Below are 14,003 nucleotides of genomic sequence, written 5' to 3'. Positions count from 1 at the left end.
ATACGAAACTGATTAATACTAAATCTAATTAACAGTTAATTTTTAAGCATTTTAATAATAAGAAAATCAAAAATTATGGCGGCTATAACCCCCAGCAATTGGACTTTACAAGAAAAAATTGGCCAATTAATTGTGGTGCGGGCCTCAGGATTTTTGTTTGATCATCAAATTCGTTACCTTGCTTGGGAAGCGCCTAATCAAACCCTGCAAAATTGGTTAACTAACCTTAATTTGGGCGGAGTAATTCTCTTGGGAGGCAGTGGAGCAGAATTGGCTTTACGCACTGCTCAGTTACAAAGTTGGGCTTCTACGCCGTTACTTTTGGCCGCTGACATTGAAGAAGGGGTGGGGCAAAGATTCTCTGGTGCCACTTGGTTTCCCCCGCCCATGGCCTTGGGTAGTATTGCCGAGAAAAACCTAGACTTAGCTAAGCGATATGCCCATCAAATGGGGGAAGTGATTGCCCAGGAGGCCCTAGCGGTGGGGCTGAATTGGATTTTGGCCCCGATCGCCGATGTGAATAATAATCCTGACAATCCGGTGATTAATGTGCGGGCCTTTGGGGAAACTCCGGAAATTGTGGGGACTTTGGTGGGGGAATTTATTGCGGGAACCCAGCCATTTCCCGTTCTCACTTCTGCCAAACATTTCCCTGGCCACGGGGACACTAACACCGATTCCCATCTACATTTGCCCGTCATGCCCCACACCATTGATCGGCTAGAAACCGTGGAAATCCCACCTTTTCAGCAGGCGATCGCCCAGGGGGTGGATAGTGTGATGACTGCCCATATTCTTGTGCCGGCCTGGGACGACAGCAATCCGGCAACTCTATCCCCAGCTATTTTGACTGGACAGTTAAGGCAAAAACTAGGTTTTGAGGGCATCATTGTCACCGATGCGCTGATTATGGGGGGCATTACCGAAATTGCTAGCCCTGGGGAAGTGGCCATCCGGGCCCTGGAAGCGGGGGTTGATATTCTGCTGATGCCGCCGGATCCCATACTAGTAATCACGGCGATCGCCAAGGCGGTGGAGTCGGGTCGTTTGACAGAGGAGAGAATTGAACAATCTTTGCAACGGGTGTTAACGGCCAAGGAAAAATTGGCCCCCGGCCCTGACCCCAGCCATTTCACCATTAACTTACAACCCCAGTCCGGCCGTAAATTAGTGGATCAGATTGTCACTGCGGCACTGCAAAGCGGCGGAGATTTACCTGTCCCCAACCTAGGCAATCGGCAAGGAAAAAATTTAGTTGTCGTAGATGATTTACTCACCGCTGATTACCTCGACCGAGCTTGTCCTGCCTTAACTTTTCCTCTCCGGGGAGGATACAGCGCCAAAATTTTAACTGCCGATTGGTTGGAGCACTATCCCATTGGTCAACATCCCTTTGTACTCCAGGTATTTATCCGGGGCAATCCTTTCCGGGGCACTGCGGGATTAACTCCCCTAAACCAAGCTTTGTATCGCCAATGCTTAGCCCATCCATCCTTGCAAGGATTAATCGTCTACGGCAGTCCCTACGTTTTAGCTTGGTTCCAAAGCCAAATGGTAGAACTCTGTCCCCATTTACCGTGGGCTTTTTCCCATGGCCAAATGTCCCAAGCCCAGGCGATCGCCATTGGTCAATTATTCGGTTGGCAGGATTTATCTGACCACAGCATTCAAGATGTAATTTTTACCACTTAATTTCCCAGGGAAGGCTCAGGAAATACTACGAGAACCCATAACGCTCGTAATCTTCACTCAACTTTCTGAGGAATTTGAAGTTAGATCGTTCAACTCATTCAAAGGTTCTGGCTGGATCTCGGTCATTTCCTCCTCAACAACCCTTTCCTCCTCAATTGTCTCAACTTCAACTACTACCCCCAATTCCTCCACCTCTTGCCCCTCAGGTTGTTGGTTCTCTGGTGATAATGTCGGGGTTAACTCGGAAGTTTTATCCTCTGCAGCGCTCTCTGGGGCCGTGGTCAAATCCGTCACGGGCTCCCCTGGATCATCAAGAGGCATTTCTTCCACCACTACTTCCGTTTCTTCCACTTCAATTTGCTCATCAGGTTGAACCGATTCCGTTACTTCTGGCGGAATGGAAGGTTCCGGTGCCGTTTCCACTAATTCCTCTGTTTCGACCACTTCCTCTAAGGGTTCCACGCCAAAAGGCAGATCTAAGCCAACCAGGGTATAGGCCTCAGCCAAGGGGACATCCCCCCGCATTAAACGGGAAAAAGCATCCTGCCCATCGGGTTGATAATTAATCACCCGCACTGTGTTGTTAAAACGGTTAGCCACCAGGTTACCCGCTTGGTCAATGAACTCCAACTTGAGCCAATTTTCCCCGGTCTCAAATCCTTCCAGATAAATGGGTTGCCATTGATCCACCAAAAAACTTTCATCATTGACAGTGACCCGGATGCGCCAATCACTCAGGTCGGCATCATTTTCCGCTGCGATATGGAGGGGAGCATCGGTCAAATAGTAGTCCAAAAGGATTGGTTCAGCACCATAGTCTCCCTTGGGACGGCTATAGGTCAACAGGGGCAAGGCGGGGTCAGGATTATTACTGTCGGTTTTGGTGAGAACGTGGAAAGTAACTTGGGCATAGGCCCCATCGTTTTTGTAACTTTCATGCCAGGGGCGGACGGGGAATGCCCGCAGGGTGTGGGTGCCTGGCTCCAAATCTTCTAGGATGATGGGTTGGTCTAGGTTATAAATCGCTCGGTAGGGCTCGTTATCCAAAATTAAATGGACATGGGCTCGCAGGGGCACACTATCATCCTCGTTCAGGGGAAGGTCTTCCGCCTGGAGTTGCACCGCCACTGTAGTTTTTTTGAGCACCGTATCCGGGGCAGGGGAGAGGATTTTTAGCTGGGGTTGGTATTGATTAAAGCTGGGGGCTAGGGCCTGCAATGCTTTAGGGGGAGATACTTCCCGCAGGTTGCCCAATTGCACCAGTTCGCTAGCTTTGACCAATGGGGGTGGGGGTGATGCCGATAAAGATTGACAGCCCCCCAAACCAATGGCGATCGCCAGTAGAAATACCGTCAGAACTTTGGTCAGATAAGACCTATATCTGGGCCGGTAATTACCTTGATTCTGCCAATGGCGATCGAACACAGTGTTAAGCCTCCCTCCCACAATTGTTGATTGGGGTTATTTTTCTAGCCAATATTTGCCAGCGGTCTCCGTATTTTCCACCTTGGGCAGTCCCATGCTGTAATTCAAGACACGACAGTCCAGGTTGTAACTAACTTTACCCTCCTGCAACAGGTCACGGATAAAATGCTCCAAATCCGAGCCAATGCGCCGTAAATTGTAGTCGGTTAAATCTTCGCCGCCGTAGGACTCTACCAACTCGTCAAAGCGACGATAAACCTGTTGGAGAGCGTCTTCATTCCAAACAAACTCGTTATCAGGGTCCACATCCATGGTCAAGACACTATTGCTAGGAATCAGTTCATTGCCTTGCACTTCAGCGGTAAAAATACGGACGTGACGGGTAGTGGATTTGACAAGCATGGCAGTTAGCTAAGCCGTTGGGGATCACAGAGCATTGTAAACAAATTTCGCCAGGGGTGGGGACTAGGCTATCCAAGAACTTATTGGTACAGTCCATGGCCCCCACGTTATAGATGGATCCACAATTTCCCAGGTCGGCCACAGTTCAGGAGGTGGATTGCAATTGATGGGAGCTAAGATAAAATCCCATCGCCAACCTCAAAAATCACTAATTTGGGCAAAGACCGATGGTTTACAGTTGCTCTCGGATTTGATGGCGTATTACTTGTAGTTCTTAACGCACTCTTCCACCAGGGGGAGCACTGCATCCACATCTTTCCAACCAAGAATTTCCGTCACCTTTTTCTCCAGATTTTTGTAGGAGCGGAAGAACTCGGCAATTTCATCCAAGCGGTGCCCTGCCAAGTCATTGATGGATTTAACGTAGGTGTAACGGGGATCTTTGGCGGGAACACAAAGAATTTTTTCGTCCCGATCGCCGCCGTCAATCATTTCCAACATACCAATGGGCCGGGCGGTAATGACACAACCGGGAAAAGTGGGTTGATCCATGATCACCATGCCGTCGAGGGGATCGCCGTCGTCAGCGAGGGTATTGGGAATAAAACCGTAGTCGTAGGGATATTGCACAGAGGAATACAGTACCCGATCGAGGGCAAAGCAATTCATGTCTTTGTCGAACTCGTATTTATTTTTGCTCCCTGCGGGAATTTCGATCAACACATTGATCAAACCGGCTTTGGGCTGGGCAGGAATACGGCTTAGGTCCACAATTTTTCTCCAACGAAGTACAAAAGAGTCACAACAAAACGGGCTCGAAACCCGATCGCATTTTACTCGGTGGGCTCCCCTTGTACCTAGCCTTACTGAAGGGAATTTCCCTTGGCCTCTCCGCAGGCCATAATTAGGGCGGTCATTATCCATTTTTTCTGCCCCTGCCCATGGTCTATTTGCCCCTGCCATCCCAAGCCACGGCCCTAACAGTGCCCAAGCTGGGGGAAACTGACGGTATTTTCCTTTCCTTGGTGTTGCCCACCTATAACGAAGGAGAAAATATCCAAGCCATGGTGACTACTCTGGTGGAATTGCTGGAACACCGTTGGGCTGGCCGGTATGAGTTGATTGTGGTGGATGATGATAGTCCCGATTTAACTTGGAAAATTGCCTTGGCATTGGGCGAAACCTATCCCCAATTGCGGGTGATTCGGAGAACGGAGGGGCGGGGTTTATCCACAGCGGTGATTAGGGGTTGGCAGCAGGCCCGGGGGGAGATTTTGGCTGTTATTGATGCGGATTTACAGCATCCTCCCCAGGTACTTTTGGACCTGTTGGCGGAAATGGAACGGGGGGCAGATTTAGCGGTGGCCAGTCGCCATCAATCAGGAGGGGGGGTCAGTCAATGGAGTTTGGTGCGGAGGTTGCTTTCTCGGGGTGCCCAGATGCTGGGTTTATTAATTTTGCCGGAGGTAATTGGCCGTTTGTCGGATCCCATGAGTGGTTTTTTCATGGTGAGGCGTCTGGCGATCGCCGATTGTCCCCTCAGCCCAGTGGGATACAAAATTCTCATTGAAGTGGCGGCCCGGGGGCGGATCCGTTGGTTAGCAGAAGTCGGTTACGTCTTTCAAGAACGGCGATCAGGACACAGTAAGGTCACCTGGCGGCAATACGTGGAGTATCTCCAGCATTTATGCAAACTAAGATTGTCCCTTTCTTCCCGGTTTTTGCAATTTTGCGCTGTGGGGTTAACCGGAGTGGCGGTGGACATGGCCTTTTTATTTATCCTCACGGAACCATCCCTGGGGGATTTGCCCCTGAGTCGCAGCAAGATCATCGCCGCCCAATTGGCCATTCTTAATAACTTTTTCTGGAATGACCGTTGGACTTTCCAAGATTTAACCCAGGGACAAAACAGTCCCTCCCAAGTAAGTAAACGTCTGCTCAAATTTAATCTGATCTGCTGGGCCGGCCTGGGCATTAACCTGGCACTGTTGAATTTCTTCTTTAACTTTTCCCACTTCAACCGCTACCTAGCCAACGCCCTGGCGATCGCCCTAGTGACCATCTGGAACTTTTGGTTCAACCTCAAACTTAGTTGGCGAGTCACAGATGTTAATGCTTTCAGCCGGTGAAGCTCCATCGGAGCAACCGTTGCCATGGAAAAAAGGTAAAAAGTTTGGCTCTAAGAGCCTAGAGCCTATTCGTCCGGTTCGATGGTGCTAGACAGCCCGTGGCTACGTAGGGTTTCACAGTAAAACTCAGCGTGCTCCAACTCACAGGTGATGACTAAAGACATACCGTTAACGTGGGCTTCCATCATAATATCCACTGCTTGGGGCTGGGTCATGCCCGCCACCGTTTGGATCAAGGTCTGCACCACATGCTCCATGGAGTTGAAATCATCGTTGTGCAGTAAAACCCGGTAACGGGGAGCGTGCTTGCGGATTGTGCTATTGCTGGGCTTGTTTAAAACTTCGGTCGCCATCATTTACCTCCCTGGGCGAAAGTGGAGAAACTTCAGATTCTATTACGTATAGATTGTAACCCCCAGCCCCCAGGAGCGGAGAAGGTTACAATAGAAAAAGTAAAGAAATGTAACAAATATTTTTCCCATTGCCCATGGTTACTTCCCCCACCACCAGTTCCCCTTCGCAGCGGTCCTACAGTCCTCAGGATTGGCTGAAGGGTTACCAATCCCAGCCCCAGGAGTGGGATTACTGGATTGACGATGTGGAAGGCACCGTGCCCCCAGACCTCCAGGGCACCCTCTATCGCAATGGCCCCGGATTGTTGGAAATTGGCGATCGCCCTTTGAAGCATCCCTTTGACGGGGACGGCATGGTAACGGCTTTTAAGTTTCCTGGGGACGGGAGGGTACATTTCCAAAACCGATTTGTGCGCACCCAGGGCTATGTGGAAGAGCAAGCGGCGGGAAAAATGATCTACCGGGGCGTTTTTGGCTCCCAACCGGCGGGGGGCTGGCTGAAAAATATCTTTGATTTACAGCTAAAAAACATTGCCAACACCAACATTACCTTCTGGGGCGATCGCCTCTTGGCCCTGTGGGAAGGGGGACAACCCCATCGACTAGAACCATCAAGCTTAGCAACCATCGGCCTGGATGATTTGGGGGGCATTCTTGCTGAAGGCCAACCCCTGTCGGCCCATCCCCGCATTGATCCAGCCTGTATTTTTGACGAAGGCCAATCCTGTTACGTCACTTTTTCAATCAAATCGGGCTTAAGCAGTACCCTAACTCTGTTGGAACTAGACCCCCAGGGCAAACTGTTACGACAAAAAACCGACACATTTCCCGGTTTTGCCTTTATCCATGACTTTGCCATCACGCCCCATTACGCCATCTTTTTACAAAATAATGTGACCTTCAACGCTTTGCCCTACGTTTTGGGTTGGCGGGGAGCGGGGGAATGTGTGGAATTCCACCCTGAAAAAACGGCCCAAATTATTCTGGTGCCCAGGGGCAACGGCGAAATTCAAAGAATCCCAGTGCAGGCTGGTTTTGTTTTCCACCATGCCAATGCCTTTGAGCAAGGTAGCAAAATAATCCTCGATTCCATTTGTTATAACTCTCTGCCCCAGGTGGGCCCCGATGTGGATTTTCGTAGTACGGATTTTGACAATTTAGACCCAGGACAGCTATGGCGTTTCACCATTGATCCCGCAGCGGCGACGGTGGAAAAACAGTTAATGATTAGCCGTTGTTGCGAGTTTCCCGTCGTCCATCCCCAGCAGGTAGGCCGGGAATATCGCTATGTTTATATGGGGGCCGCCCACCATAGCACCGGCAATGCTCCCCTCCAGGCCATTCTCAAAGTTGACCTAGAGTCCGGCACTGAAACTCTGCGTTCCTTTGCTCCCCATGGTTTTGCGGGGGAACCGATTTTCGTACCCAGACCCGGTGGCGTGACTGAAGATGATGGTTGGCTGCTTTGTCTGATTTATAACGCCGATTTACACCGTTCCCAGTTGGTGATCCTCAACGCTCAAGACATTACCGCTCCGGCGATCGCCACGTTGAAGTTAAAGCACCACATTCCCTATCCCCTCCATGGTTCCTGGGCTAAGGTCTAATTCTAGGGTTTGATTTAACTAAAAATGGGGCAGGGTTTAGAACAAAAAGCTTTACAGGCAAAGCTGGTCAGGCTTTTTTCCCCGATCCTATCCTAATCGTGAAGGCGGCTAGAGCATGGGCACAATGCCCCTACCAACGGTCAAATTCGTAGTAAATATTGCCCAAGGTTTCGTAGGTGATGCCAGGAAGTTGGCGGAGTTTGCCGTCCAGATAATCCATGGCTTCGTCCTTTGTCATATTAGTACGTTGCATAAAAGTCAGTACGCTCACTTTGCCCTGGCTTTGTTTGACTAATTTTTCGAAAATTACCTCCACTTCCTTTTTTAAATTCCGCAGGTAAATATAGATGGTGAAAGCGTAAACAAAGGAAAAAATTAGCCCCAAGATATGGAACAGGGGCAGTCTAAACAGGGAGTCGGCAAAAACAAATTCAAAAATGGCGAAAAAACCGAGGGTAGAGAAAAATACCGGTGTTGAACCGATGCGTTCCTGTTCTGTTCTCGATTTCAGGCTGACTAAACGGTAAACGTAAAAAATGGCTGTTAAGAATAAATAAAAAAGCCAGTCCATAAAAACTCACCAGTTCACTGGCGACTCACCACAGGTTAACGGGCTAGAGGAAAATGCAGTCTACCAGCACCATTCTAGAATCTTACTTTCAAAATCAGGCCACTATGAGTATTCAACCGCCACCCAAAATGAATAGGCTTAACAAAGTTCCACTATTCCATAAACTATGGAGGATCATGGAGGATAAAAGATTGCGGGAACGGCTGTAAACTAGCCCGAGAACCGAGCCCAAGACAAATAGGGGCAAAATTTCCGACACGTTCAAATGGGCAATGGCAAACAGTAAACTGCTGAGAATAATCGCCACACTAACGGGGAAGTAGCGGGTTAGGGCCGGCAGGAGAAAGCCTCGGAAGATGATTTCTTCAAACACTGGCGCTAAAATGGCGGCGGTAAAAAAGAAGATCCCGAGCACCAACCAATTTTGGGAATCTAAGGCGAGGGAAAGCAGGGGATTACTACCCCCTTGGCCCTGCCAAATTTCCTGATTGACCAGGGATACCAATACCACCAAAGGCAATGCCACCAGGTACCCCCCCAAGCCCCACAACACCGCTTTTAGATTAGGACGCAGGGTAAACCACCCCTCGGGTAGGGGACGGAAATCTTTGAGGGAGAGGAACAATACCCCCAAGCCCACCGTGGCGATCGCCCCATAGGTGGCCAATACATAAAAAGCCTTACCCATCAACGACAAATCCGCCATGGGCAGAGGTAACACCCCCACCACCAGAGGCAAAACGATCTGACTGGGGAAAAAGAAGCCCACCACCAACACTTGCCAAGTGGTTTCCCAATTCCAGGGAGTGTCCCATTTGGTTTTGGCGTTAGTAGCTAGAATCGCCTTCTCCCGACCCAGGGCCCACTGTAATAGCAGCCCCACGATCAGTAAGACACCGATGCCGCCTCCCAGCAAAGGCAAACTATTGAGTAGGGCTAGTTTCACCAAGGCCCGCTGACTGGCCTTTTCCACTTCCGTTTGTAACGCTCCACAGGCAGGGGTATCACAGATTTGATCTGGTTTTTCGATATTGCCCTGGCGACGATAAAGCTGGGTCAACCCTTGCCAACGAAACCATCCCTTTAATTGATCATTAATCAGCGCTTCCGCATGGGGGGGAATGGGCTGGGATTGTTCTAGGGCAATTAACACTGTGGCGATTTTTTGCTGATTTTGCCCACCGTTGCTCACCACGGATTCCCAGGTGCCCAGGGCTTGTTCCGGCTGATTTTCGGCGTATTGTAGCAGCCCCAAATTAATTTGGAGTTGGTTGAGGGTCTTTTGATTTTTGGTAATGACCGCTTGGATCGGCGCTGGATCGCTATTGGAACTGGCTTCCAAGACTGTTTGTTGCGTTTTGAGACGGTCCAGATGGTCAATCAATTCCTGGACTGCTATTTCGTACTGTTTTAACCCCCCCTGTTGGGGCTGGCTTTCCAAGAGGGCTTTTTGCAGGGTTTCCCGCCATGTTCCCGATTCATCCTTCCCCTGCCAAGCTGAAGCTTGCAATAACAGATTGGTTTGGGAAAGCTGTAGTTGAGACTGTACTTGGGGCTCCTCTAAACTTCCCACTAGGGAAAGCAAAAAAGGCACCAGGGAAATAACCGTCAACAGGGCGAGGATAATTCGCTTCATCAAAAAAAACTGGGTCTAAAACCCCGTCCTTGGCTGTGGGACGGCTGTGTTAATCAACGTAGCATAACCCATCGCCCCCTTTTGGCCAGGCCGGTTATCCCCCTCGGAGAGCATTGCCTTTGTAGTACAATAACAGTTAAAAAATAACAATTATGCCTCCAACTTTTGTCCTTGCTTCTGCCTCCCCCGCCCGCAAGCGTTTACTAGAAATGGCCGGCATTGCCCCTCTGGTGGCCGTGAGTCATTTCGATGAATCTTCCTTAACCGCTGACAACATAGTGGCCTTGGTGGAAGCCCTGGCCAAAGCTAAAGCAGAGACGGTGGCCAGCAAGTTTGCCGATGCCCTCATTCTTGGCTGTGATTCTCTCCTATTGGTTAATGGTCAAACCTACGGCAAACCGGAGTCCCCGGCCGTGGCGATCACCCGTTGGCAAACCATGCGGGGCCAGGTGGGGGAATTGTACACAGGCCATGCTCTGATTGACCGTACCCAAAACCGTTGCCTCTGCCAAACTGGGTTAACCAAAGTTCATTTTGCGGATGTGGACGACGACACCATCCAAGCCTACGTGGACAGTGGGGAGCCTCTCCAATGCGCCGGGGCGTTTGCCCTGGAAGGCAAAGGGGGAATGTTGATTAATAAACTGGATGGTTGCTCCAGCAACGTGATTGGCCTAAGTTTGCCTATTTTTCGGTCGTTATTGCAACGGTTGGGCTACTCTTTGGCCGACTTTTGGCAAAGTTAAACTAGGCAAGCTAACTAGCGGAACCATTCCGTTACCCCACCGGGTTTATCCACCAATGTGATCCCCGCCTCCTGCAATAGATCCCTGAGGCGATCGCCTTCGGCCCAATTTTTATCTTTCCTAGCCTGGGTGCGTTGGGCCACCAGTTGTTCAATGGCCGCATCAGTTAGACCATTATCGTCAGTGGATTGGGACTCTGGATTAATGCCTAAACCCAAAATTTCCGCCAAACTGACTAAAGTAATCCACTGGGTTTGCAACAAATCCGGGTCGGCCGGGGTTGAGCCCTCGAATTTTAATTTATTCCCCTCAGACCGCAGATGCTTTGCCAATTCGAACAGTACAGCCAAACCGCCTGCAAAATTAAAGTCATCGTCCACTGCTTCTTGAAATGCCCCTGTCCATTGATTGGCATCCGGAGGCAGGGGAGAAAATTCTAGTGCCCAACCAAAGTCTTGACCATAGTCGTAACCAAATTGCAGACCCTCCGTTAACGTATGCCAGCCATTGGTGGCGGCGGCGATCGCCGTATCAGTAAAATCCAAAGGCTTACGGTAATGGCCCTGGAGCACTAAAAGTCTAATTGCCATGGGGTCAACGGTTTCTAGCAAAGCCCGAATGGTGGTGAAATTCCCCAGGGACTTGGACATCTTTTCCCCATCCACTTTTACCATGCCGTTATGGAGCCAATATTGGGCTAGGGGTTGCCCTGTCACCGCCTCGGATTGGGCAATTTCGTTTTCATGGTGGGGAAAAATTAAATCATTCCCCCCCACATGTAGATCAATGGTTTCCCCTAAAAATTCCCGCACCATGGCGGAACATTCAATATGCCAGCCAGGCCGCCCCTTACCCCAAGGAGATTCCCAAGCTGGTTCCCCCGGTTTAGCACTTTTCCATAAAGCAAAATCAAATGGGTCCTGTTTTTGCGCCCCATCTGGATCGGCCACCGTCACCCGACCGCTGGCCCCTGCCTGTAAATCTTCCAGCTTACGGCCAGAGAGCTTGCCGTAGCCCTCAAAATTACGCACCGAGTAATAGACATCGCCGCCACTGGGATAGGCGTAGCCCTTAGCTTCCAACTCGGCAATTAATCTTTTAATGCCATCTAAGGTGTGGGTAGCCCTGGGGTAGAGGTCCGCTGGTTGCACCCCCAACGCTTCCATATCTTCAAAATAGGCGGCGATAAATTTTTCTGATACCGCCTCCATGGTGGAGCCTTCGTCCACTGCCCGTTTGAGGATTTTGTCATCAATGTCGGTGAAATTTTGCACATAGCGCACTTCATAACCAGACCATTGCAGATAACGACGCACTAAATCCCAGGTGATACAGGTGCGGGCATGGCCGAGGTGGCAGTAATCATAAACAGTGATGCCGCAACAGTACATAGTCACCAGGCCAGGGTGGAGCGGTTGCAGGGCTTGTTTGGCTCGGGTGAGGGAATCGTACAGGCGCAGGGTCATGGGCAGGGAAGGCAAAAATCAATGTACAGTCTTCCCATTATTCTCTATCAAAGCCGCATCGAGGCCCAACGGCGATCGCCAGGAATTGGGCCAGGCTGGGAAAACTGAGCCGTGGTGAAAGGTAACGCCCTCGGTACTAGGGGGAAAGGATGGGCATTAATTCCTCTCCATCATCAAAAATGGTCAAGCGGGCGGGCTTACATTGCTTAATGGTTACCTGGATGTCTTGGGCTCCCTCCCCTCGCAAATCCTCCAGGTAGCCTACCTGGGCCTTTTCCGCACTGCTACGGCGGGCAAAGGGACCAAAATAATAGGTACAGCGAGGAGCGCCGGTGCTAATTTCAACCCAGTGGGCCATGCCCAACAGGGATAAAACTCGGATCCACAGTTCTTTCATAGGACTTCGGGTAAGGATAGAGACAAGGTAATGGGTGTTGCTTGCTGTCATTCTAGCTTTCAAGCCCGCAATATTTTGTTACATTGCCGGCAGAATGGCAATTAAATCTGCGACTCTGCCACTTTTTCTTGCTAATCCTCTGAAACTTCTGGGAAGTCGGGGGAAGGGGGAGATAGGGTAGGGCGATCAAAACCCCGTTGGCGAAAAATTTCATAAAGGCTGATGGCCGCCGCCACGGAAGCATTGAGACTGGGGGTTTTACCGGCCAAGGGAATGGTAATGAGATGATCACAGTGTTTTTGGGTCAACAAACTCAGCCCTTCCCCTTCCGAGCCAATCACTAGGCCCATGGGTTCCCGTAAATCCGATTGGTGTAGAGGAGGTTGCTTACCCGCCACGGTGCCGTAGATCCAAAAGCCCGACTCCTTCAAAGTTTCCAAGGCCCGGCTAAGATTTACTACCCGGGCCACGGGGAAATGTTCCAAGGCGCCAGCGGCCACTTTCATTACCGTGGAAGTGATCCCCGCCACCCGCCGTTGAGGTAAGACCATGCCCTGGGCTCCAAACGCTTCGGCGGTGCGGATGATGGCCCCCAGGTTGTGGGGATCGGTAATGCTGTCGATAATGACTAAAACCGGGGCAGTGCTTTGGCGTTTGGCTTGATCAATCAAATCCCCCAGTTCCCAGTAGTGGTAGGGGGCCACCTGGGCCGCAATGCCTTGGTGATTGGCGTTGTGGGTGATCTGGTTGAGGCGAAAATTATCCACTTCATCCACCACTGTGCCGTTGGCCTTGGCGGTTTGAATTTTGGTGCGATAGCGAATGTCGTGGCGGAGATGGGAAGTAATCCAAATGCGATTCAACTGGCGATCGCCGTCTAGGGCGGCTAGGACAGCATGGTGACCATAGAGCAAATCCAGGGCTTCCTGGGCCTGATCGGAGTCCGCCAGGGGGGGAGCAGAAGGGGCAGCTTTAGCAAACTGGGGCTTCTGGCCCGATCGCCGGGGCCTTTCGTCACCGTAGCGGGGCTTATCCCTGTCCTTATCTTTAAATCGGCTCTTAAAACTGGAGGGTTTATCCCCAGAACGTCGGGGTTTATCCTCATTGGAGCGGGGGCGGGGCTTATCCTGGAAGCGATCAGATTTTTCTTTAAAACCTTGGGGCTGATCATCGTTAAAGCGGGGTTTATCTCCACTGCGCTTCGGTTTGGGTTTCTGCTCTCCATAGCGGGGTTTATCTCCACGGGCAGAACGGGGAGAAAATTTCTTCTTGGGCATTTCAGTCATGACTTTCGGGGGCTAACGGGGGGCAGCGTCGGGCAGTTCAATTAAGGCTAATAGTTCATCTAATCGACGGGCATCCCTGAGGTATAAATAACCTAAAAGAGTTTCTAAACCGCTGGCGGCCTGGTACAGTTCGGGGTTGGCCCGCCGGGAAGTGGATGTGGCGGCATTACGACCCCGACGCACCCATTCCTTTTCCGGGTCGGTTAATTGGGGTAAAAGGGTGGCTAATATCTGGGCCTGTTGTTCAGCCCGCACCTGGGCCACCACCCGACGGTGAAAATCCCCTATACGAC

The 14,003-nt window shown here is 50.7% G+C and carries 14 protein-coding genes; 4 read left to right on the top strand and 10 right to left on the bottom strand.

Translation table 11 applies throughout. The features are described from left to right. Positions 1-75: 75 nt before the first annotated feature. Positions 76-1,692 (top strand): glycoside hydrolase family 3 N-terminal domain-containing protein, encoded by a 1,617-nt coding sequence (locus IQ219_RS08300; protein ID WP_194072309.1) that lies wholly within the window; start codon positions 76-78, stop codon positions 1,690-1,692. A gap of 57 nt (positions 1,693-1,749) precedes the next feature. Here the strand turns inward: IQ219_RS08300 and IQ219_RS08295 are convergent, their stop codons facing one another. From IQ219_RS08295 to IQ219_RS08285, 3 genes are all read right to left on the bottom strand, one after another. Continuing rightward, positions 1,750-3,117: a hypothetical protein gene (locus IQ219_RS08295; RefSeq protein ID WP_194018655.1), complete on the bottom strand. Its 1,368-nt coding sequence runs from the start codon at positions 3,115-3,117 to the stop codon at positions 1,750-1,752. A 36-nt stretch (positions 3,118-3,153) separates the two neighbouring features. Next, a complete protein-coding gene (locus tag IQ219_RS08290) occupies positions 3,154-3,519 on the bottom strand; it encodes an NAD(P)H-quinone oxidoreductase subunit M (RefSeq protein ID WP_194018656.1) in 366 nt (121 codons plus the stop codon). 261 nt (positions 3,520-3,780) lie between these two features. Continuing rightward, complete coding sequence (locus IQ219_RS08285) at positions 3,781-4,290, bottom strand: inorganic diphosphatase (RefSeq protein WP_014407118.1); 510 nt, start codon at positions 4,288-4,290, stop codon at positions 3,781-3,783. Positions 4,291-4,460: 170 nt separating this feature from the next. On the opposite strand from IQ219_RS08285, the gene IQ219_RS08280 reads away from it, so the two are divergent. After that, on the top strand, positions 4,461-5,648 hold the full coding sequence (locus IQ219_RS08280; RefSeq protein ID WP_194072308.1) for a glycosyltransferase: 1,188 nt from the start codon (positions 4,461-4,463) through the stop codon (positions 5,646-5,648). A 65-nt stretch (positions 5,649-5,713) separates the two neighbouring features. Here IQ219_RS08280 and clpS read toward each other — a convergent pair whose 3' ends face one another. After that, positions 5,714-6,001 carry an ATP-dependent Clp protease adapter ClpS gene (gene clpS / locus IQ219_RS08275; protein ID WP_028947369.1) on the bottom strand — a complete coding sequence of 96 codons (288 nt, stop codon included), beginning with the start codon at positions 5,999-6,001 and terminating at the stop codon, positions 5,714-5,716. Between the two features lie 134 nt (positions 6,002-6,135). Here clpS and IQ219_RS08270 point away from each other — a divergent pair, with 134 nt between their 5' ends. Next, entirely contained in the window at positions 6,136-7,608 is a 1,473-nt protein-coding gene (locus IQ219_RS08270) for an apocarotenoid-15,15'-oxygenase (protein ID WP_194072307.1), read from the top strand. Between the two features lie 130 nt (positions 7,609-7,738). On the opposite strand, the gene IQ219_RS08265 is transcribed toward IQ219_RS08270, so the two are convergent. Both IQ219_RS08265 and IQ219_RS08260 read right to left on the bottom strand, forming a co-directional pair. Beyond that, complete coding sequence (locus tag IQ219_RS08265) at positions 7,739-8,179, bottom strand: hypothetical protein (protein ID WP_190598330.1); 441 nt, start codon at positions 8,177-8,179, stop codon at positions 7,739-7,741. Positions 8,180-8,291: 112 nt separating this feature from the next. Further along, complete coding sequence (locus IQ219_RS08260; RefSeq protein ID WP_228016809.1) at positions 8,292-9,815, bottom strand: CPBP family intramembrane glutamic endopeptidase; 1,524 nt, start codon at positions 9,813-9,815, stop codon at positions 8,292-8,294. A gap of 152 nt (positions 9,816-9,967) precedes the next feature. On the opposite strand from IQ219_RS08260, the gene IQ219_RS08255 reads away from it, so the two are divergent. Next, positions 9,968-10,561: a Maf family nucleotide pyrophosphatase gene (locus IQ219_RS08255; RefSeq protein ID WP_194072306.1), complete on the top strand. Its 594-nt coding sequence runs from the start codon at positions 9,968-9,970 to the stop codon at positions 10,559-10,561. A gap of 14 nt (positions 10,562-10,575) precedes the next feature. On the opposite strand, the gene cysS is transcribed toward IQ219_RS08255, so the two are convergent. The 4 genes from cysS to IQ219_RS08235 all read right to left on the bottom strand — a co-directional run. After that, entirely contained in the window at positions 10,576-12,027 is a 1,452-nt protein-coding gene (cysS, locus tag IQ219_RS08250; protein ID WP_194072305.1) for a cysteine--tRNA ligase, read from the bottom strand. Positions 12,028-12,163: 136 nt separating this feature from the next. Then, complete coding sequence (locus tag IQ219_RS08245; RefSeq protein ID WP_190598335.1) at positions 12,164-12,475, bottom strand: DUF1816 domain-containing protein; 312 nt, start codon at positions 12,473-12,475, stop codon at positions 12,164-12,166. A gap of 80 nt (positions 12,476-12,555) precedes the next feature. Then, positions 12,556-13,710, bottom strand: coding sequence for a 23S rRNA (guanosine(2251)-2'-O)-methyltransferase RlmB (gene rlmB, locus IQ219_RS08240; protein ID WP_194072304.1), 1,155 nt, complete (start codon positions 13,708-13,710; stop codon positions 12,556-12,558). Positions 13,711-13,722: 12 nt separating this feature from the next. Next, the coding region (locus IQ219_RS08235; protein WP_368667592.1) for a ribonuclease III domain-containing protein at positions 13,723-14,003 on the bottom strand (281 nt) is incomplete at its 5' end.

Origin of the sequence: Synechocystis sp. LEGE 06083 (assembly GCF_015207725.1) — a bacterium.
Classification (GTDB): domain Bacteria; phylum Cyanobacteriota; class Cyanobacteriia; order Cyanobacteriales; family Microcystaceae; genus Synechocystis; species Synechocystis salina.
The sequence above is the reverse complement of the archived record's forward strand: the minus strand, read 5'-3'. Positions and strand labels throughout refer to the sequence as shown.